This window comes from Exiguobacterium sp. s39, assembly GCF_018618925.1.
Classification (GTDB): Bacteria; Bacillota; Bacilli; order Exiguobacteriales; family Exiguobacteriaceae; genus Exiguobacterium_A; species Exiguobacterium_A abrahamii.
In genome coordinates, this window is sequence record NZ_JACSNA010000003.1 from 78,604 (window position 1) to 99,221 (window position 20,618).

Here is a 20,618-nt window from a genome sequence, read left to right on the forward strand (position 1 = left end):
CGAAATATGCAATCGACTAAACGTTTTCGTATTTTTTTGGTAAACTAGATAAAAGTGGACGTGTAATCATTAAAGGAGGTTGAGGGAAACAGTGGACCCTAAGACGGCTGATCATTCGATTGAGGATGTCTGGCGAAGGCTGGAACGACAATCACAATGGATGCCTGCGCAATTGTATTATCAATTCGAGGAACTCTTATCATTACATTTGGAGCAACCGATTCTAAATGAATTGTATCAAGTGTTAAAAAAATACGACGTACTGACCGATATAGAGCGTGACGAACGAAACGAAAGCATTCAAATGCTAATCGACGAAAACGGCGCTTGATTCTCGGTTTTTGGATTTCCGAGCAGAAGAAGTGTCTTCTGCTCTTTTATTTTTCGTTCCTATACGGATTACATACAGAAAGGTGGCACACATCAATCATGGATATCGTGTCGATCATCGGGATCATTCTTGGTCTCATCACACTAGTCGGAGGTATGATCTTAAAAGGTGCGCCTCCAGTCGCTCTACTCAACCCTGCAGCCCTTGTCATCATCTTCGTCGGAACGGCAGCTGCCATCATGATCTCCTTCCCGAAGGAACGATTGAAAGTCTTACCTGCCTTGTTTAAAGTCATCTTATTCGAACAAAAGCTGATGACGAAGCAGGTGTTGCTCGGACAATTTTTGACACTCTCGACGCAAGCACGTAAAGAAGGTCTGTTATCTCTCGAGTCAGCACTTGAAGAAGTCGATAATGCCTTCATGAAGCGTGGCGTCATGATGGTCATCGATGGGCAGCCCTCCGAATATGTCGAGGACGTCATGACACGTGACCTCGAAAACATGACGGAACGCCATCATGCCAATGCGAACATTTTCACGCAAGCTGGAACCTATGCTCCGACCCTTGGGGTTCTCGGTGCCGTTGTCGGTCTTGTTGCCGCCCTATCCGATTTATCGGATATCGAAAAATTAGGTCACGCGATTTCAGGTGCCTTCATCGCGACGTTATTCGGGATTTTCACCGGATATGTCCTGTGGTTCCCGTTCGCAACAAAGCTGAAGCAAAAATCAGCAAGCGAGATTCAGTTATATGAAATGATGATTGAAGGGATTCTCTCGATTCAAAACGGTGAATCCCCGAAGAACTTAGAAGATAAGCTACTCGTGTACCTGACACCGAAGGAGCGTGCGAACTATGAAGCGGAAAAAGAAGCCGCATGACGAACATATCTCCGAAGGCTGGTTAATTCCCTACGCCGACTTATTGACCTTGCTTCTCGCGCTCTTCATCGTTCTGTTTGCTTCGAGTAATGTCGATGCTGTGAAACTAAAAGCAATGTCCCAGTCGTTTAGCTCCGTCTTCAATGGTGGTTCAGGGATGATTACAAATAGCTCACTCTCTACTCAAGAAGAAGAGGATTCAAAAAAACTCGATGCCCGGACGAAGGCACAAAGCTATGAAATCGCAGAACTCGAAAAAATCAAAGAAGAAGCCAATCAATACATTAAGAATGAAAAACTTGAAAAAGACATCAAGGTCGAAATCACGAATGAAGGACTTGTCTTTACGATTCGCGACCGCGCGTTGTTCTCACCAGCTCAAGCAGAAGTAAGAGGACGCTCGCTTCAAATCGCAGAGGGGATGAGTGCACTACTCGTCAAAGCAGGGCAACGTCAGATTCAAGTGTCTGGACATACAGATAATATTCCAATCAACACAGCACAGTATCCGTCGAACTGGGAACTGAGTGCGGACCGGGCGATCAGTTTCATGCGTGCCTTACAACGGAATCCAAAGCTTGAACCAAAACGCTTCACCGTCAGCGGTTACGGTGAATTCCAACCAATCGCGTCCAATCAAACGGAAGCAGGTCGCAGTCAGAATCGACGCGTCGAAGTGTTGATTCGACCATTGATCGACTTAAAAGCGAATGTACTCGACGAAACAAAAGTCGAATCCTGAACGTAAAAAAACTCCTTCGTGGTTGCCACGAAGGAGCTTTTTTTAATAATACGGACGAATCATGATATAGACGATGACACCGGTCAAACTGACGTATAACCAAAGCGGCATCGTAAAGCGTGTCCACTTTTTATGCTTCTCGAAGTTTTGATTCACAGCGTGCGCGAGTGACATCAAGACAAGTGGAACGATGACTGCAGCTAGGATGATGTGCGTAATCAGGATAAAGAAATAGACAGGGCGAACGAAACCTTCGCCCCCGAATTTCGTCGATTCACTGACGGCGTGATACGTGACGTACGAAATTAAGAATAAAGTCGTCGTCATCATCGCACCACCAATGAAGCGACGATGATTCACCCGATTGCCACGACGAATGGAAATCCAAGCGCCGAGCAACAGCATGAAGGTAAAACTATTAAAGATGGCATTCAAAAAAGGAAGCAACGTCCAATCGAATCCTGAATCAACTTGTACTGGTGGCGCAAAGAATAAAAGGGCCACGAGCAAATTGATGACAAGCGTCAGCAGGATGACGAGCGGAACGAAATTCCGTTTAGTAGCAGGTTGTTGCATGAATCATTCTCCTTGTTTCCAGTCGAAATAACGTTTCAACCATTTTGGGATCGGACCAGCGAATAGACGTTCACGCCAGTAGACATCAGCAGCACGCTGAACAGCAGCACCACGGATCGGATATGGGTGGACGACACGCGACAATTGACCGACCTTATCTTTACGTGCCATCGCATAGACGACTTCTTGCATCCACTCACCCGCTTGTTCTCCGATTGCATGTGCTCCAATCAGTTTTCCACGCTTATCGGCGATGAGCTTGACGCGCCCTTCTGTCTGACCATTGATGACGAAACGATCGACTTCATCGAGACCGGTCTGATAGACCTTGATCTCCCCATGTTTCTTGCGTGCCTCGTCTTCCGTCAATCCGAGATGGAATAATTCAGGCGTCGTAAATGTGACCCATGGAACCGCCCGATAATCCGGCTTCGTCCGTAGACCGAATAAAGCATTCGTGACGACCGTTTTTCCTTCAAGCCCTGCGACATGCGTAAATGGGAGCGAGTTGATCGTATCTCCGACCGCAAAGATGTGTCGTTGACTTGTGCGAAGTGAACCATCGACCTGGACGAATCCTTTTTCGACGTGTACACCGGCTCGATCGAGACGTAGTGCTTCGATGCGTGGCTTACGACCGACCGCTACAAGCACGGCATCCGTTTCGATGACACGTGATTCGCCGTTTGCTTCGACCGTCACTTCGATGCCCCCCGCCGACTTGCGGACGTGCGTGACCTTCGTATCGAGATGTAATGTCAATTCTTGTTCGAGCTGACGTTGAATGACTTCGACCATGTCGCGATCTTCTTTTCCGAGTAACGTCTTCATACCCTCGATGACCGTGACTTCTGTTCCAAGATGCGCATACGCTTGCGATAACTCAAGACCAATCGCACCACCACCGATGACGAGCAGTCGCTCCGGACGCTCCGTCAATTCGAAAATCGTCTCGTTCGTTAAATAATCAATCGTATCGAGTCCGTCAATCGGTGGAATGATGGGTTGAGATCCCGTCGAGATCGCAAACTTCTCACCTACGACAAGCTGTCCCGCCACTTCCACTTCATGAGCACTGAGGAATGTCGCTTCTCCGATATAGACATCGACACCAAGGTCTTCGAATCGTTTCGTGCCATCGTGTGATTGAATGATGTTACGTGCCCGATCGACGCTTGCTTTCGTTTTCGAATAGACCGCGTCCCCGTTCAGCGTCACGTTGTACTTTTCAGCCGTTCGCTTCATGACATGGACATCGTGCGCCGCTTCGATCAAAGCCTTTGAAGGAACGCAACCATAATGGAGACAATCTCCGCCTAGGTGCGTATGCCGTTCGATCAGGGCGACGTGCGCGCCAAGACTTGCTGCACCGGCAGCAATCGTCATCCCTGCTGCCCCACCACCAATGACAACTAATTGATAGGTCTTCATCGCAAGCCCTCCTCGTAGCGACGCGTAATGTCTTCCATTCGTTTACGGTTGACGCCCCAGTCGGAGTACCCGACACGTGATGCCGAACGGAAATGAATCACCTGTGCAACTTCATCGAAGTAAAATTCGACGTCATCCTTGAAGCGAAAGACTTTACTTGTGAAGATGGCGTGGATGTATGTCCCTTCCTCCTTGACGACTTTGACGCGGTCGAGGCTTTGTAGGATACGTAGTAATTGAAACTTTGAATCTGCAAGCGTTCCTTTGAACGGGAGCGGACGCATTTTCATATCCTGTAGATCGGTTTGAGTAGATACCGCGTTCGGTTTTCCAGAGAGCGGTTGAAGCGTACCATTTGAAACACCAAGTGCCATGACTGATTCCTCCGTTTCCTATCATCTGATCCATTTCGTACTATAATCCACTTAACTTTACCAGTTTCTGTTTCACTCTGCCCGTCTCAGTGTTTACGCTTTCGTGACAGGTAGCAGAATCGTCGCGATGACGCCGCCTTCCGGCTGATTATCAATGAATAGCTTGCCTTCATGTGCTTCGACGAGTTCTCGGCAAATCGATAGTCCGAGCCCTGTTCCGCCCTTTCCTTTTTGCACTTGATAGAACTTTTCTGTGACGTGACGTAAGTGCTCTTTCGGAATGCCAGGTCCTTCATCACTGAAGGAGAGGAACAACACACGCTCTGAACGAACGAGTCGAATGGTGATCGTGCCACCGACTGGAGAAAAGCGGATCGCATTATCAAGCAGGTTCAAAAAGACTTGTTTCAATCGGTTTTCGTCGTATAGACCGACGACTTGCGCCGGTAACTTCTGTACGATCTGGACATTTTTTTCTTCCAGCTTTTGACGAAGTTGCGCCGTTACGGTCTCGATGATTTCCGTCAAGTTGACTTCCTGACGGTATAAGACGAGGCGGCTCGTCTCGAGTTTCGAGAAATCGAGTAACTGCTCAACGAGCGAAATCAAACGCTCCGTCTCCGAATGAATGATGCCCATCCCAAGCGACGCCTCTTCCGGCAACTGATCCTGTTCGACGAGTAACGTTTCACTCCAGCCTTTGATCGATGTCAGCGGTGTCCGTAATTCATGGGAAATACCAGAAATGAATTCATCTTTCAATGTTTCCTGCTGTTTGATCTGTTGCCCCATATAATTGATCGTCCGCGCTAGTTCTCCAAGCTCGAACGAGTATTCCTCGTTCACCTTGACGTCGTAATGCTGTTTCGCGATTTGGTCCGATGCACCGATGACTTCTTGAATCGGTCGGACGATCGACGAGACGAGACGCGAGGAATAGATGAAGGCAAGTCCCCAAATAACTGTACCCAGGAGGATGATCGCTAAACAAATTTCGATCACACGTCGATCGATTCGCTCAAGCGACGTTGTATAACGAAGCGCTCCCTTCGTCTGACCGAACGATACGACAGGTTCTGTTACTTCCAGTAAATGTTCTCCCGTCGCTTCATCGTCATATCGTTTCGTGACGGTCTGTCCCGCCCTTACTTGATTGACCGCTGCTCGCGTCAACTTACGTTCCGAGATGAATCCGGTCGAAGAGTAACGCGGAATCCCTGTCGCATCCAACACTTCGATCTCGGCGTCCGGATAAGCGTAAGAATCGAGTACATCATGAATCGTCGCTTCTGAATCGGCGTAATCATAAGCAAGGCCGCTATTCGCAAATAAGACAGCACTCGCATTCGCATGACGTTTCAAGACATCTGTCGCCGTCACGTAGTAATAGTTATAGGTCACGAACGAAAGGATCCCGATGACGAGTAAGACTGTCACCGTGATGATCGTCATGAACCGCATCAATATCTGGCGCTTCATTCTTCGTTACGCCACTTGTATCCATGTCCCCACAATGTCTCGATGAACTTCGGTTCCGCTGGATTCTCTTCGATTTTTTGACGAAGACGGCGAATGTTGACATCGACCGTCTTCCGATCACCAAAGTAATTCTCACCCCATACCGCATCGAGTAATTCATCTCGCGACATGACTTGATCTTCGTTTTTGATGAAGTGGCAAAGTAAATCGTATTCAGTTGGTGTCACTTCGACGTCGACACCTTCTTTTTGGACGCGCTTCGCCCCTAAATCAATCCGGAACGGTCCAGAGACGAGTTCACGTGGCTGTTTTCTGCGGCGTAACGTCTCTACCCGTCGTAACAGTGACTGGATGCGCGCAAGAAGCTCTGCTGGACTGAACGGCTTCGCGATGTAATCGTCCGCGCCTACGCTTAGTCCCATGACTTTATCCTCTTCTCGTGTCCGTGCCGTCAGCATGATGATCCCGACGACTTCATCCTTTGCTCGCGCCTGTTCACAGACGGCAAAACCGTCGACTTCCGGCATCATGATATCGAGTAACAGAATATCGAAGGTTTGTTGATCAAATTGCGCAAGCGCTTCTTTCCCATTTTCCGCCTCGATGACATCATAGCCTGCCCGTTTCAAGTTAATGACGATGAAACTGCGAATCGCATGTTCATCTTCGGCTACTAGTATTTTGGTCATTCTTTTCTCCCCCTGATTCTTTATTCCACGAGTGTGACACGATTGACGAACACTTCATAATCTTTCGTCGCATCAATCACATAGACATAATCGATACCTTCTTTGATTTTTCGTTTTTGATCACTCGCAATGTATTGATTCTTCGGAATGACCTCTAATTCGAAATCAATCTGCTTCGTTTCTCGATTGATGAACCGAACACGATTTTCGCGTTTTTCGATCGTTTCACGCGTCGCCCAGTTGGCAGGGAACCGCATGACGAAATTGTATTCTTGATCGATGTACTGCTCTTCTCGCAGTTCGAACCCACTCTCGAGAAATGGTGGATTATCTGATCCATTCCATGTGTAGTATGCCGTGATGCGTGGTTTTGATTCACCCTCACGCCCTTTACTGCCTTCTGGCGTGTATTGATGACCAAACTCGACGATTCCGTCTTGATCGACGTCTTTTGGGAAAGTATACATCGGTTCGACGATCTCATCGACCTGACCGAAACGGACCTGTTCCAACGTATCGTTCGCTAAGCGGAATAATGCGATGTGCATTTTTGCATCTCGTGTATACGATACGATCAAGCCTTTATTCCGAGCGGCATTGATCGTATCGACTTCAAATAAATCATGTTCTGCGAATAAATCGCCATCCTGCGTCGAAAGCGTCGTCTCTTGGTGCTCTTTCGACAGGATGTCTTTATAATAGATCAAACGAGACGGACTTCCCTTTTGCAAAAGCACCATATCCCGCTCTCGATCTTGATTCAAATCAGCTACCGACAGACGATCATACCGATCGACTTTCGTGACGTCTCGTTGCTTCGATAGTAACTGCTCAATGATGTATAACGTATTTTCACCATAACTGGTAATACCGATGACCAGGTGGTTTTGTTTATGTCGTGCGTCAGTTATGACTTCGAGTCGATCGATGGCTCGACCGTCAGCTACCGTCTGTCGCGCCACGAGTCGCCATTTTTCGCCTTGTCGCTCATGGACGAGCAGATGAATCGTGAAGCGCCCGTCCTGCTCGCTGCGGTAGAAGGTGATCGCCTCATCTTTACCGTTTCGATCTAAGTCGACGAGTTCGTATAGGCGTGATACCGCTTGATTTCGTGGCGCCACGATCTCTGCCTGTTTCGGCAAATCGCGGTCAATCCGTTCTTTCAACGACTGCTCCCATGCCGGAAGGGACGGATGTTCGAGTAGAGAGGCGGGATGCGGAAACATCGTACTGCATCCCGCTAATAATAGACTTGATATGATCATGAAGAGATATTTCATAAAGTTGGAATCCTTTCCATACGGGCTCTGTTTCCACTTTATCATACTCTCTTCGAGGAGAGTATATTGTCGAACGGGGGACAAGTTGTTACGATATACAGATAATTGAAAGGGGTTTGAATGTATGACGTATAAAATGATTGTTCTCGATTTAGATGATACCTTGTTGACAAGTGACCATACGATTTCACCACGTACGAAAGAAGCTTTACTCGCTGCGCAGCGTCGTGGGAAGAAAGTCGTCCTCGCTAGCGGTCGTCCGACATTTGCCATGCTCGACCTCGCAAAAGAGCTGGAACTCGCACGCTACGGAAGTTACATCCTAAGCTTCAATGGCGCTTCAATCATTGATTGTAAAACGAACGAATCGCTCTTCCTCAGCACGCTTTCCCCGGAGACGGTCCACCGCCTCGACGATTTGAGTAAACGGGAGGGTGTCTACATCCACACGTATGTCGGCCATGAGATCCTGACAGAGGAACTGAATGAATATACGACGCTCGAAGGACAACTGACAGGCATGGAGGTCATTCCTGTCACTGATTTTAAAGCTGCGATTCAAACACCTGTCGTCAAGTGTTTAATGATGGCAGAAGAGACGCACCTCGCGCGCGTCGAACAGACGCTTCAACAGGAACTTGCGGGTGAACTCGCGGTGGCTCGCTCGAAGCCATTTTTCCTTGAATTCACAGAAGATGGTGTCACAAAAGGCACAAGCCTTGCCTTACTGTCTGAAAAACTAGGAATCGCTCAAGAAGAAGTCATTGCTTGTGGAGACGGCAACAACGATCTATCGATGATCGAATGGGCAGGTCTTGGTGTCGCGATGGCGAATGCAGCCGATACCGTCAAAGAAAAAGCACAGTATATGACCGCTTCGAATGATGAAGATGGTGTTGCTCTCGTCGTCGAAAAGTTCATGATGGATGAGGAGCCGGCTATCTCAAGCCGCTAAGTAACTCAAAAAAGAATGACGCGTCTTTTCACGCCCTTTCCTCAGGCGAGACACAAGCCAATTTTCCTGCTTCATTCAAGCAGGAAAACGGGTCTTGTTAGTCTCTGACAGCGCAAAATTGCGCTTTTTCCTGTAGGAGTTGCGTGTGACGCGTCTTTTTTTATACCTGGAAGAAGGATCAGAGAAGCATTTTGTTCACTCGACATCGCTTCCTGGGGAAAAACAAGCAAGAGCGACCCTGCAGCGAAGCGAAGCGGCGCGATGCTTGTCCCTGGAAAACGATTCGAGACGAACAAAAAGGCGCAATCCTTCTCGTTAAGAGAAAAACTGCGCTTTGTCTTCAGTCTCAGGCTGACTTTTTAGTCAGCCTTTTTTGATTTACGACAAACACCAGTCAATCGGCTCTCTTCCCTGCTCTTTCAGCCAAGCATTCGTTTGAGAATACGGTTTACTACCGAAAAATCCACGACTCGCGGATAAGGGACTCGGATGGACGGCTTCAAGAACAAGATGACGATCCGTATCGATCAGCGCTTTTTTACTTTTCGCATGATTTCCCCAGAGAATGAACACGATCGGTTGTGTCTGTGTTCCTAATACTTCGATGACCCGATCCGTGAACGATGCCCAGCCTTTTTTAGCATGGGATCCCGCTTTCCCCTCCTCAACCGTTAGCGACGTATTGAGCAAGAATACTCCTTGCTGGGACCATGCTTCGAGATTGCCGGATGTCGGTGCCGGACAACCGATGTCCGCGACGAGTTCCTTATACATGTTTCGAAGGGACGGAGGAATCGGAACTCCGTCGTGGACGGAAAAGCTGAGTCCATTCGCCTGACGCGGACCATGGTAGGGGTCTTGCCCTAAGATGACGCACCGGACGTCTTCTGGCGCTACTGCATCAAACGCATGAAAGATCCGCTCTTTCGGAGGATAGACAGTCGTCGTTTGATAGGCTTCCTTCAAAAAAGCCCACAGTTCTTGAAAATAGGGTTTTTCCTTTTCTTCTTTTAACACGGTTTGCCAAGATGGATGCACGTGAATCCGCTCCTTTTTCAGTCTCAAGTCGCTGTTCGTCCGTCTTGATTCTGCTATGATGAATGATGAGGTGGAAAACTATGATTCAGACAAAACAATTATTCGGACTACCATTCGTCGATGCGACACCTTCGCAATGGTATACCCATATTAAAACAATCTTACACGACCGCGGAAAAGCCTTTCTTGTCACGGCGAATCCCGAGCTCGTGTTGCGTGCATTGCGCGAACCTTCTTACGATGCCATCTTACGACGGGCGACGTTCATTACACCAGACGGGATCGGTGTGACGGCTGCCAGTAAACGGATGGGAGCACCGCTCACTGCGACATTGCCGGGAATCGAGACCGCACGTGAACTATTGCGGACGGCAGACGCACTCGAGAAGCGCGTCTTTTTACTCGGTGGACGTCCGGAAGTCATGAAATCGTTGATTCGTCAGTTATCGATTCGTTTTCCGAACATCCACTTCGTTGGAACGTTTCATGGTTTTGGAAAGACAGAAGAAGCAACGCAAGCCATTACAGAAGCAGACGCTGATCTTGTTCTCGTCGCACTCGGTGCACCAAAACAGGAAGAATGGATTGCTTCCATCTATGATCAAGTCGATCACGGCATCTTCATCGGTGTTGGTGGTGCGTTCGACGTCTGGTCCGGACACAGTAAGCGCGCGCCCAAATTATTCCGCCGCTTCAAGCTAGAGTGGCTCTATCGTATCTCGACGCATCCTCGTGGATTCGAGAAACTCAAGGACTTGTTACTTTTCCTGACGCTTGTGCTTCGTAAAAAATCAACGCTCTCTTAAGCGCACACAAAAAGGCTCCCGACACGGCGGGAGCCTTTTTTACGCTTATCTTATGCGTTGACAGTCGAGAATGAACGACCGAGTTCTTTTGCTTTAGCGATTGCTGCTTCTTTGATCTCTTCTGCTTTTTCTGGGTTCATTGCCATACCTTCGATGAAGAGTGCATCATAATCTGTTACACCAGTGAAAGCAAGCGCTTGACGGAGGTAGTCATCACCGAAGTTGAGACCAGATCCTGTGTAGACGCCACCTGTTGCTTGGATGTGGAGTGCTTTTTTGCCTTCCATCAAGCCTTTTGGACCTTCTGCAGTATAAGCGAATGTTTTACCTGCAAGAAGAACGCTGTCGATGTACATTTTGAGACGTGCTGGGAAAGAGAAGTTCCACATTGGTGTGACGAAGACATACTCATCTGCTTCCATGTATTGCTCGAGATGTTTTGTCATCGTACCGACTTTTGCGATCTCCACTTCTGTTAACTCTTCGCCTGTTGCGAATTTGCCCCATGCGCTAAGAACATCTGTATCGATTTCTTGGACTGTTTCGTTATATAGATCAAGAACTTCTACCTCAGCTGAAGGATTCGCTGCTTTGTAGCTTTCGAGGAATGCTTCACCGACTTGAAGGCTGAAAGAGTGTTCTGTAGCTTTTGGGTTAACAGTTACATAAAGTAATTTAGTCATTATTATTTCTCCCTTTTATTTAAAGTAAATTCTGTAACTAAACATACCAACCACCTTTTCGTTTGTCAATCAGTTTGACTTCCAAACGAATAAAAAAAGCTCAAGTCCGTGACCTGAGCTTTCTTGATCTTATGAGTGCTAATTCTTACACATTTTCGAGCGGCGTATAATGTTCGGCTCGTAAACCGATTCGTTTCAACTGATCAATCAACTGTTCCTTTTCAGAAACCGACAAATCCTTAAATAAGTCTGCTAAAAAGGCTTCATGTTTCGGGAATGTCTCTTCCATTAGTTCGCGTCCAGCTTCCGTTAATGTCCCAAACGTGACACGACGATCCGTCGCACATGATTTTCGTGCAATCAACCCACGCTTTTCAAGTTTATCCACGACATACGTCACACTTCCGCTCGTTAATAGAATCTTATCGCCAATTTGTTGTAGAGGCGTGTCCCCTTTGTGGTACAGCAATTCCAGAACTCCGAATTCCGATAAATTCAACTGATGTGTTTTGATGTCTGCCTTCACTTGCTCCGTCACCGCATGCATCGTCCGAGATAGAACAACGAGCATTTTTAATGCCAGCTTCGAGTCTGTCGATTCCATTTTACGTTCGCCCCTCTTTGTGTTGTATCGTCACAATCATAGACTTCTTTGTCTAACTGGTCAATTCTTGCTGAATTTTTCCAATCGATCCACTGCGTAAAAATAGTTCTTGCCGTGAAACGCGTTTCATAGCCTATCGTCTTGATATACACTAAAAAGGAGGTAATCATCATGTCGATTCATACACGGTTAACACAACTGTTTAAACGAAATGTTGCTTTTGAGTGGGCCATCGAACAATTGCATACACCAGCAGGCTATTATTTGTGTCAGCACACGTTGGTCGATCAATACCCTGATTTGTCTCCTCAAGAAAAAATACGACTGCTTTCAAAGATCAATGAATTGGCTGAGCAGACAGCTCCATTTTCGGCTCCCGTCTCTCGACAGGATTGGCGCCGACTTGAACGACGATTATCTCGTAAGATGTAATCCAGGAGGGATGCGCGATGACGAACATCCGAGACTTGGCACGTGAAGCCAACGTGTCCGTTACGACAGTCTCCCGTGTACTAAATGATCATCCTTACGTTGCGAACGAGAAGCGACAAGCTGTTCGAGAAGCTATCGAAAAACTCGGATATATCCGTAATCAGACTGCCGTCCATCTATCGACGGGTATGACAAAAACGGTCGGAGTCATGCTTCCGTTCGTTGATCATCCATATCACGCTGCCATTCTTCAAGGCATCGCGCAAGCCGCCTTTGACGCGAGCTATCGGTTCTTGACGTGGCAAACGAATTATGTGGAAACGCATGAACAACTGGCACTGGATGCGCTGGCGCAACAGGAAATCGACGCACTCATCGTCGTGTCGCACAGTCTTCCCTTATCAGCGATTTTATCGTATGAACGTTATGGACCGATCGTCTTTTGTGAACATCATGAAGATGTCGCTGCCGTCTATATCGATCACTATACGGCCTTCCAACAAGGACTTTCACATCTGCGACAACAAGGACATACGAGCATCGGCATCTGTCTCGGACGACCGGACAGTACGAATAGCTTGGCGCGTAAACATGCGTATCAAGAGGTCGTACGTGACGAATTCGTCTATGAACAGACCTTGACGATTGAAGACGGTGCGACCGTCGCAAGACGCTGGATGCAACAAAAACAACGACCGACCGCTATCTTGACCGCAAGTGATCACGTGGCAGCAGGTCTGATCTTGGAACTCCGAAAACAAGGCTATCAGGTTCCTGGAGACCTGTCTGTCATTGGTTTTGATGGAAGTGAACTTGCTGAAGTCTTAGCGATGACGACGATTGCGATCCCTTATGCTACGATCGGGCGACATGCTTTTCAATTAACCGTTCGCGAAGATCTCGGTGCTCGTCCACAAATCGAAGTACCTTCGGCGTTCATTGCTGGAACGACCGTTCTTCCTCATACCTGAATCCACATAAAAAAGCGACGAGTTCATCGATTTGAATTCGTCGCTTCATTTCGTTTACAGAGTTCCTGCCGCTACATAACGTGATCCCCAGTAGCCGCCACGGAACGATTCTTTGACGACTCTTCCATAATACGAGTTCGCATTGATCATCGTACCGCCATCGACAGCGATTCCAACGTGTTGAATTCCACTTCCATGTGTAAAGAAGACGAGATCCCCAGCGCCAGGTGCCGTACGTTTTGTTGCTGAGTATTGAGCCGCTGCCGTACGTGGGAGTGATTTTCCTAGTGCTTGATAGACGTAACGTGTAAATCCAGAGCAATCAAAGCTAACTGGACCCGTCGCACCAAAAACATAAGGACGTCCTTTGAGACCTTCTGCTACCGAGACGATCGTTGATCCTGTTTTACTAAGACCTTTCGTCGCTTTAGCGTTATATGCTTTCGTGTATGTAGATGCGATGTATGCTGATTTTCCTTGATGACGGATTTGATACCATTCTTTGACCTGACCTACGACGGTTACAGCTTGTCCAAGTTTCAATTGCCCGACTCGTTTACTGGATACAGCAGCTTTTGCACGAATATTCAGCACATCCACTGACACCACTACTTTTTTACTTGTTGCAGCTTGCGTTGATGCTGGGACGAGTGTCCAACTACTGATTAGTAACGTTAAGGTTAACAAAACACGAGTGACAGCTTTCATCGATTCATTCTCCTCTTATGTATGAATGTATTGTACGTCTGAATTGTCAGATAATTTCTGTTTTTATCCTATCACGTTCCAGATTTTCATCATATTACAGTTCTTTAACGCGGACTATCTTTCGTAATATTTTTGTAATAAAATAAAAAAACAGGATGTAGAACGGCTTAGGATAGCCATTTCTACATACCTGTCAGTTTGAGTCATTTAATCGTTTTTTTAAGAATCAATTGACTTCTTTTTACGGAAACGTGCTAAGAATTCATAGACGATCGGCACGATGAGGAGTGTCAACAACGTCGAACTTGTGAGTCCACCGATGACCGTCACACCTAACCCTTTTGAAATCAATGCGCCACCTTCGAGTCCAAGCGCAAGTGGTGCAAGTGCGCCAATCGTCGCAAGCGCCGTCATCAAGATTGGACGTAAACGTGTACCTGCTGCATCGAGTAGTGCTTCACGCGTCGGTAACCCTTCCGCTTCTTTATGAATGACACGGTCGATCAAGACGATCGCATTCGTCACGACGATTCCGATCAACATCAAAGCACCAATCAAGGATGATACAGAAATCGTCTCTCCTGTAATCAACAGGGCAACCAGTCCACCGATGATTGCGAATGGAAGTGAGAACAAGATGACGAGTGGTGTCAATGCTCCTCCAAACGTAATGACGAGGACAAGATATACGATCGCTACAGCTGCTGCCATTGCTAGACCAAGTTGTGTGAACGACTCTTGGATCTGCTCTGTGACTCCACCTTGCTCATACGAGACGCCTGTCGGACGATCAATGTTTTTAACGGACTTTTCAATCGCTTGAGAAGCCTCTGTTGCTTTATCCGTTTTTAGTTCTGCTGTAACGGTAGCGACGAGTTTTCCATCACGTTCGTTGAGCGAATCAGGAGTCGTTCCTTTCTTCACTTCAACGAAATCGGACAATTTGCGAACGCCAAGCGGTGTCACGACATCCGTCTCTTCCAAATCTTGAACGGAATCGTATGTCGTTTGTTCGTTTGGAACGATGACATCGAGTTCCTTCCCATCTATCTTAATAGTAGAAAGTGGTTTTTCTTCTCCTTGGACATTAGCAATGCCTTGCGCAAGTTGTGCTGTTGAAACGCCGAATTCAGCCGCTTTTTGCTGATCGACTTCGAACGTATATTGCGTATACGCTTCTTTTAAATCTGTCGTTACTTTTCGAACATACTTCGATTCACCTTCGATCGCATCAACGAATTTCGGTGTTACTGCTTCTAAATCTTCAATATTATTCGCAAAGATCGAGTACGAGACGCCTGACGAAGCTGCGCCACCACTAAAGTCTTGCTCTTTCCATTCTCCTGTCGGAATGTCAGCATTCAGCTGTTTGATGGCTGTCTGTTTAACATCTGCGAAATCTTCCGTGTCTGGATCGTATTGGACGATGAAGACCCCTTGTTTCGTATTCCCTGGATTCAATGGATTTTCTCCACCGACGGTAAACTGAAGATTATCGATATTTTTTTGTTTGTTGAAATAATCTTCTGCTTGATCAGCTGCTTTTAACGAATCATCCAACGTTTGACCTGGTTTTGGATTGTACGTGACGTAGAGTGTCTTTTCTCCTTCTTGATTCAAGAAGTTGACACCAATCGTTGGTACGAGAGCAAAACTACCAATCAACAGCAAGACTGATAGACCAAAGACGATGAGTTTATGGTTGAGAGACCAATTCAGCATACGGCGATATCCGTTCGCCAACTTTCCGCCCTCTTCTTTTTCCGGTTTTGGTGCTTTACCACGCTTAAAGAGCGAATCGGCGAACATCGGAACGACCGTAACCGCAACGATCAAGGACGCGAACAGTGCAAAGACGACTGTCAAAGCGAATGGTAAGAAGAGCTCACCAACGAATCCCGTAACGAATCCGAGTGGCAAGAAGACCGCGATCGTAACGACTGTCGACGAAGCGATTGGAATGAAGACCTCTCGTGTTGCACTGATGATCAGTTCTTTTCCTTTTAATTTTTCCGTCGGATCCGTTAAACGGCGATAAATATTTTCGATGACGACGATGGAATCATCAACGACTCGACCAATTGCGACCGTCATGGCTCCGAGTGTCATGATATTCAAGGAAATATCCATCTGCTTCAGCACAAGAATTGCCATTAGAAGCGATAACGGAATCGAAATAACAGCGATGATCGTTGATTTAATGTTCCGCAAGAACAGCAAGATGATGACGATTGCAAATAACGCACCAATCAATGCTTTACTGATCATCGTCGAAACGGATTCCTCAATTGGTTTTCCTTGATCAAGTGTCACAGATGCCTTGACCGAACCGTTTTCTTTTTCAAAGTCTTTGATCGTCTGCTTCACTGCATTGACGACATCGACCGTATTCGCATCTTGCGACTTCGTCACTTGAACACCGATCGATCGTTCACCATTCGAACGCGAGATCGATTCCTCGATTCCTTTATCTTCAATCGTCGCGACTTGCGACAACGTGACAGTTGGTACTTGCGTTGGCGCCGTCTGTGTTGCCTGACCTGACGCCGCACCTGTCGATGGTGTCGTTTGAGATGCCGCAGGGGCTGACGATGGAGCTTGTCCTGCTTGTCCTGCTTGTCCTGCTTGTCCTGCTTGTCCTGCTTGTCCTGCTTCAGGAGTATCCGATGCTGGTGGTGTATAGGGAAGACGAAGATCTTTTAATTCCTTGACCGTCGTTGCTTTTCCATCTAATACGACCGCTTGTTCTTTATCTCCTAACTCGTACAAGCCAAGCGCTAAACGTGAATCATTAGCTTGGATCAATTGTTTCGCATTCTCTTCGGTTAAACCGTAACGTTCGAGTTTTTTCTCATCGAAGCGAATTTCGATCCGGCGAATCTCTTGACCCGCGACTTGAACCGTCTGCGCCCCTTCGATTCCTTCAAGCTTCGGTTGAAGTTCGTTTTCAACGAGTTTCGTTAATTCAGATAGGGAACGTTCCTTATCCGAAACGGCAAAACCGATGACCGGGAATGCATCAAAGGAAATCCGTGATACTTGTGGTTCCTGAACACCTTCCGGTAATTCGACGTTTGAAAGAGCTTCTTTTACTTTTTGCTCGGCTTCTTCCATATCCGTACTGAAGTTATAGTCGATTTGTAGGTTCGATGCATTTTGGAATGACGTCGAACGTACAGTATCGACTCCTGATAAATTTTCGACCTTACTTTCAAGTTCTCGACTGACTTCATCTAGAACTTGTTCTGGTGTAGCGCCTGGATAAATCGTCGTCACCGACACGGTCGGTGTCGTGATGTCTGGCAATGTCTCGAGCTTCATCGATGTTCCCGCATAAATACCGGCAACCGTGATGATGATCGTCATGAGCCAGAGGGCAAACTTATTGTTCACCGAAAACTGGATGATCTTTTTCATCGTATGGTTCTCCCTCACTCTTCAATTTGTTTATCTAGTCGTCGTGCACGTTCTATTAATTGCTGAATTAATCGTTGTCGCACATCTGGAGACGGTGCGCCGAACTGAAAATGCTCCGACAATTTCAAACCGTCTAATGTAAAGCGAATCGACAATACTTCAACCGGATCCATCTGTTCTGTCAGTTGGCGAAAGAACTGCTCCGCTTGTCGCTTTCGTTCCTCGACGAACGTCGCATGATCCTTTAACAAGGACAACAAGTAAAGAAGCGCATCCATGTCGAGATGGAACTCCTCTTGTTGCTGGATTTGCAACGTCACGAACGCTTCCATCGGTCCCATCGTCAACTGATGCTGTTCATATAGTTCAAATTGTCGTGCTTCTTGCGCCTCGATGACCCCCATTAATAAAGCTTCTTTCGAAGCGAAATGATACAATAGTCCACCTTTTGAGACATTCGCTTGTTTCGCTACTTCTTCAAGCGTCAATTGGGTGAATCCTTGTTGCAAAATGATCGTCGTCGTTGCTTCAAGAATCCGACGCCGTGTCTCTTGCGCTTTTGCACTGGCCAATAGTCTCCCCCTTCCCTCATATTTACTGTACCGTCTGGACGGTTTCTTTTTACAGTGTACGAATTCTTATTTCAAGATGCAATCGCTTTGTTTATGTTTCACGTGAAACTTTCGTGAACGAAAAAAAAGACTGACTCAAATGTCAGTCTCTACGATAAGGACATGAAAAGACGCGTCATTCTTTTTGAGTCAGCCTCTTTTGAATCCATTATTCGTCTGCTTCGCGTGCACTCTCTCGTAGTGCCGCTTGCATCGTATCGAATAAGTGATGCTCCCGTAGCACTTGGACGCCACGATCCGTTGGTCCACCAGGTGCCGCAACATCAGCAATCAGACGATCCGTACTTGCGTCGGAGCGCATGAGAATTTCAGCCGAACCTTTCATCGCTTGAGCAACGATTCGGCGTGCATTTTCTTCTTCAAAACCAGCATCCGTCAAAACCGGCACCATGCCAGCTACGATTTCATAGAAGAAAGCAGGACTACATCCAGCTGCCGCCATGAATGCAGGCATCGTCGATTCATTTGCTTCCGCAATTTCTCCGACACGTCCAAATAATGCCTCGACTACACTTCGGATCTCTTCATTCACGCGTGAGCCGAACCATAGTCCAGTCATTCCTAAACGGTGTGAGACTGGGGTATTTGGCATGGCAGCAACTGTCGGACGTTTTGCCAACTGTTCGATTTCATATGGTGTAATATGTGCAGCAATCGAAACGATCGTCTGATTCGTCCATTGTTGATTCGCTACATAGTTGAGTACACCATCGGGTTGCATGCCCAGCATGACGATATCGTATAAGGAGACATCTTCCTGCTCGACCGTCTGAACACCGTGTCGTGCTGCGACTTCTGTCAAGCGTGCCCCACCACTCCGATTTGTCATCGTGATATCTTCTCGTGCAAATCCAGAAGCGACCCATCCTTGAACGAGTGCCTCACTCATCGCACCAGCTCCTACTATTAATAGTTTCATCATCTATCCTTCCTTTCCCTCAAAAAAAGACCAGTCATGAACTGGTCTTGTGCGGGTCCATTATACACGAACGGCTAAATCTTCGACAGCAACGACTCGAAGTCCCTTATCGTCAAGTTTCTTGACGATTTTTTTCTTCGTCTTCTCGTCACAATCCGTCGGTAATGTAATCAATACACGACGCATGACGCTACTCTTCGCATCGAGTGTCATCAGACTCGCGACCGTTGAATATTTGTTGACGATCTTCGAGATCTTCTCAAGTGCCCCTTTTTGTTCACTAAGGGCTACAGTCAGGACGTAACTTCCAGAATCACGGTTCCACGCTTCTTCAAGCATTTCAAGCATTTTTCCGTGAGGTAGAATACCGAAGAAATGACCATCGTCATTTAAGACCGCGATATACGGTAATTCCTTGATCGAGAAGAAGACTTCAAAGAAATTACTTCCTGTATAGATGTATTTGGATGTATTCTTAATCAGCGACATGACGTTGTCGTCTAAGCTGCCACCATTCATCCCATGCCGATAGATGTGCATCTTATAGATGTTGCCCTTGAAGTCCTGTCCTGATTGGTCAAGGACCGGGACACAGCGGTATCCGGTTTTTTCAAGTGTGTCGAGTGCTTCACGAATCGTCGCTGTCTCGGAAATCGTGACACATTGATGCTTCGGAATACATAAACTTTGTACGAGCATAATAAAATCCTCCTCTTTTACCTGATTACGCAGACTTAATCATATCATTCGATTTTCATGCGCCATATCCTCTTTTCCCACTTCTGATGCGCTTTTATTCTTACAATCACAAGACAATCTCTTGCAATTACAACATAATCCAACTCATTTCAATCAAGTACACTTCGCTTTTACCATTGTCAGACAATTTATTAAATCTACAATCACCTTCATATTAAGATTTATTAAGATTTCGTAAAGACGCTTCATAAATGTATTCTTTTACAATACCGTCTGCTACAATCGAACTCGTGAAGTTACTTCACTATTCTATTCTTGTTCTTAATATGGAGGCAGAAGAAATGTTTAGTAAAAAACAAGATCCATTCGCAGTGAAATTATCCGAAATCGCAGGACACTTAAAAACGACTTCGCAATTCTTCGTTGACTTTAAAATCAACGGCATCGCGGATGTAAAAGAATTTGCACATAAAGTAAAAGACTTCGAAACAGCTGGGGACGATTTGATGCACCAGTTGATCATCGACTTGAACAATGCGTTCATCACGCCGATCGACCGTGAAGACTTACTCGCACTTGCTAACGCACTTGATGACGTCTTAGACGGCTTTGAAGAATGTTCAGCGATCTTCGAAATCTACAATATCGTTCAAGCAGACGAGCACATGATCAAGTTCGTCGATGAAATCAACATCGCTGTCACAGAACTCGCGATGTCAATGGATCTTCTTGTTGCACGTAAATTGCAACCGATGCGTGAACACGTCATCAAAATCAAAGAACAAGAGACGATTTGTGACAACCTACGCCGTAAATCGATCAAAGCATTGTTCGCAACAGAAACAGATCCAATTAAAATCATCCAATATAAAGAAATCTATGAATCGCTCGAATCAATCGCGGACTACTGCCAAGATGCAGCTAACGTCATTGAAACGATCATCATGAAAAACGCTTAAGTGAGGAGC

22 protein-coding genes are annotated in these 20,618 nt (G+C 46.6%); 8 read left to right on the forward strand and 14 right to left on the reverse strand.

What is annotated here, in order from left to right; genetic code table 11:
- Window positions 1–91 precede the first annotated feature (91 nt).
- The 3 genes from KNQ11_RS13585 (at window position 92) to motB (ending at window position 1,957) form a co-directional block, all read left to right on the forward strand.
- Window positions 92–331 (forward strand): hypothetical protein, encoded by a 240-nt coding sequence (locus KNQ11_RS13585; RefSeq protein WP_023469697.1) that lies wholly within the window; start codon window positions 92–94, stop codon window positions 329–331.
- A 98-nt stretch (window positions 332–429) separates the two neighbouring features.
- Window positions 430–1,215, forward strand: coding sequence for a flagellar motor stator protein MotA (gene motA / locus KNQ11_RS13590; RefSeq protein WP_023469698.1), 786 nt, complete (start codon window positions 430–432; stop codon window positions 1,213–1,215).
- Window positions 1,190–1,957 (forward strand): flagellar motor protein MotB, encoded by a 768-nt coding sequence (gene motB, locus KNQ11_RS13595; RefSeq protein ID WP_029342904.1) that lies wholly within the window; start codon window positions 1,190–1,192, stop codon window positions 1,955–1,957. Before motA ends, motB begins: the two co-directional genes overlap by 26 nt.
- Before the next feature lie 42 nt (window positions 1,958–1,999).
- Here the strand turns inward: motB and KNQ11_RS13600 are convergent, their stop codons facing one another.
- The 6 genes from KNQ11_RS13600 to KNQ11_RS13625 all read right to left on the reverse strand — a co-directional run bounded on the left by KNQ11_RS13600 (window position 2,000) and on the right by KNQ11_RS13625 (window position 7,771).
- The gene (locus KNQ11_RS13600) at window positions 2,000–2,533 is read right to left on the reverse strand and encodes a DUF420 domain-containing protein (protein ID WP_029342905.1); all 534 of its coding nucleotides are present in this window, start codon (window positions 2,531–2,533) and stop codon (window positions 2,000–2,002) included.
- A 3-nt stretch (window positions 2,534–2,536) separates the two neighbouring features.
- Window positions 2,537–3,964 (reverse strand): dihydrolipoyl dehydrogenase family protein, encoded by a 1,428-nt coding sequence (locus tag KNQ11_RS13605; protein ID WP_029342906.1) that lies wholly within the window; start codon window positions 3,962–3,964, stop codon window positions 2,537–2,539.
- Entirely contained in the window at window positions 3,961–4,338 is a 378-nt protein-coding gene (locus KNQ11_RS13610) for a DUF1499 domain-containing protein (RefSeq protein ID WP_149428008.1), read from the reverse strand. Before KNQ11_RS13610 ends, KNQ11_RS13605 begins: the two co-directional genes overlap by 4 nt.
- A 93-nt stretch (window positions 4,339–4,431) precedes the next feature.
- Window positions 4,432–5,790: a sensor histidine kinase gene (locus KNQ11_RS13615; protein ID WP_251139705.1), complete on the reverse strand. Its 1,359-nt coding sequence runs from the start codon at window positions 5,788–5,790 to the stop codon at window positions 4,432–4,434.
- Between the two features lie 23 nt (window positions 5,791–5,813).
- Window positions 5,814–6,506 carry a response regulator transcription factor gene (locus KNQ11_RS13620; RefSeq protein WP_023469704.1) on the reverse strand — a complete coding sequence of 231 codons (693 nt, stop codon included), beginning with the start codon at window positions 6,504–6,506 and terminating at the stop codon, window positions 5,814–5,816.
- Window positions 6,507–6,526: 20 nt separating this feature from the next.
- Window positions 6,527–7,771: a hypothetical protein gene (locus KNQ11_RS13625; RefSeq protein ID WP_244290073.1), complete on the reverse strand. Its 1,245-nt coding sequence runs from the start codon at window positions 7,769–7,771 to the stop codon at window positions 6,527–6,529.
- Window positions 7,772–7,910: 139 nt separating this feature from the next.
- Here KNQ11_RS13625 and KNQ11_RS13630 point away from each other — a divergent pair, with 139 nt between their 5' ends.
- Entirely contained in the window at window positions 7,911–8,741 is an 831-nt protein-coding gene (locus KNQ11_RS13630) for a Cof-type HAD-IIB family hydrolase (RefSeq protein ID WP_149428011.1), read from the forward strand.
- Between the two features lie 378 nt (window positions 8,742–9,119).
- On the opposite strand, the gene KNQ11_RS13635 is transcribed toward KNQ11_RS13630, so the two are convergent.
- Complete coding sequence (locus KNQ11_RS13635) at window positions 9,120–9,779, reverse strand: uracil-DNA glycosylase (RefSeq protein WP_208796370.1); 660 nt, start codon at window positions 9,777–9,779, stop codon at window positions 9,120–9,122.
- A gap of 80 nt (window positions 9,780–9,859) precedes the next feature.
- Between KNQ11_RS13635 and KNQ11_RS13640 the strand changes: the two genes are divergently transcribed.
- Window positions 9,860–10,585 (forward strand): WecB/TagA/CpsF family glycosyltransferase, encoded by a 726-nt coding sequence (locus KNQ11_RS13640; RefSeq protein ID WP_149428012.1) that lies wholly within the window; start codon window positions 9,860–9,862, stop codon window positions 10,583–10,585.
- 50 nt (window positions 10,586–10,635) lie between these two features.
- On the opposite strand, the gene KNQ11_RS13645 is transcribed toward KNQ11_RS13640, so the two are convergent.
- Entirely contained in the window at window positions 10,636–11,268 is a 633-nt protein-coding gene (locus KNQ11_RS13645; protein WP_023469709.1) for an NAD(P)H-dependent oxidoreductase, read from the reverse strand.
- Window positions 11,269–11,413: 145 nt separating this feature from the next.
- Window positions 11,414–11,872 carry a MarR family winged helix-turn-helix transcriptional regulator gene (locus KNQ11_RS13650; RefSeq protein WP_029342913.1) on the reverse strand — a complete coding sequence of 153 codons (459 nt, stop codon included), beginning with the start codon at window positions 11,870–11,872 and terminating at the stop codon, window positions 11,414–11,416.
- A 171-nt stretch (window positions 11,873–12,043) separates the two neighbouring features.
- On the opposite strand from KNQ11_RS13650, the gene KNQ11_RS13655 reads away from it, so the two are divergent.
- Both KNQ11_RS13655 and KNQ11_RS13660 read left to right on the forward strand, forming a co-directional pair.
- On the forward strand, window positions 12,044–12,304 hold the full coding sequence (locus KNQ11_RS13655; protein ID WP_023469711.1) for a hypothetical protein: 261 nt from the start codon (window positions 12,044–12,046) through the stop codon (window positions 12,302–12,304).
- A 17-nt stretch (window positions 12,305–12,321) separates the two neighbouring features.
- The gene (locus tag KNQ11_RS13660; protein ID WP_149428013.1) at window positions 12,322–13,275 is read left to right on the forward strand and encodes a LacI family DNA-binding transcriptional regulator; all 954 of its coding nucleotides are present in this window, start codon (window positions 12,322–12,324) and stop codon (window positions 13,273–13,275) included.
- 54 nt (window positions 13,276–13,329) lie between these two features.
- On the opposite strand, the gene KNQ11_RS13665 is transcribed toward KNQ11_RS13660, so the two are convergent.
- The 5 genes from KNQ11_RS13665 to cbpA all read right to left on the reverse strand — a co-directional run bounded on the left by KNQ11_RS13665 (window position 13,330) and on the right by cbpA (window position 19,650).
- The gene (locus tag KNQ11_RS13665) at window positions 13,330–13,983 is read right to left on the reverse strand and encodes a C40 family peptidase (protein ID WP_050678422.1); all 654 of its coding nucleotides are present in this window, start codon (window positions 13,981–13,983) and stop codon (window positions 13,330–13,332) included.
- A gap of 219 nt (window positions 13,984–14,202) precedes the next feature.
- The gene (locus KNQ11_RS13670) at window positions 14,203–17,400 is read right to left on the reverse strand and encodes an efflux RND transporter permease subunit (RefSeq protein ID WP_214772260.1); all 3,198 of its coding nucleotides are present in this window, start codon (window positions 17,398–17,400) and stop codon (window positions 14,203–14,205) included.
- 14 nt (window positions 17,401–17,414) lie between these two features.
- Complete coding sequence (locus KNQ11_RS13675; protein WP_087681646.1) at window positions 17,415–17,972, reverse strand: TetR/AcrR family transcriptional regulator; 558 nt, start codon at window positions 17,970–17,972, stop codon at window positions 17,415–17,417.
- A gap of 208 nt (window positions 17,973–18,180) precedes the next feature.
- A complete protein-coding gene (locus tag KNQ11_RS13680; RefSeq protein WP_214772262.1) occupies window positions 18,181–18,951 on the reverse strand; it encodes a pyrroline-5-carboxylate reductase family protein in 771 nt (256 codons plus the stop codon).
- 60 nt (window positions 18,952–19,011) lie between these two features.
- On the reverse strand, window positions 19,012–19,650 hold the full coding sequence (cbpA, locus tag KNQ11_RS13685; RefSeq protein ID WP_149428015.1) for a cyclic di-AMP binding protein CbpA: 639 nt from the start codon (window positions 19,648–19,650) through the stop codon (window positions 19,012–19,014).
- A 341-nt stretch (window positions 19,651–19,991) separates the two neighbouring features.
- Between cbpA and KNQ11_RS13690 the strand changes: the two genes are divergently transcribed.
- Window positions 19,992–20,609 (forward strand): DUF47 domain-containing protein, encoded by a 618-nt coding sequence (locus KNQ11_RS13690; protein WP_023469718.1) that lies wholly within the window; start codon window positions 19,992–19,994, stop codon window positions 20,607–20,609.
- The last annotated feature ends 9 nt before the right edge of the window (window positions 20,610–20,618 follow it).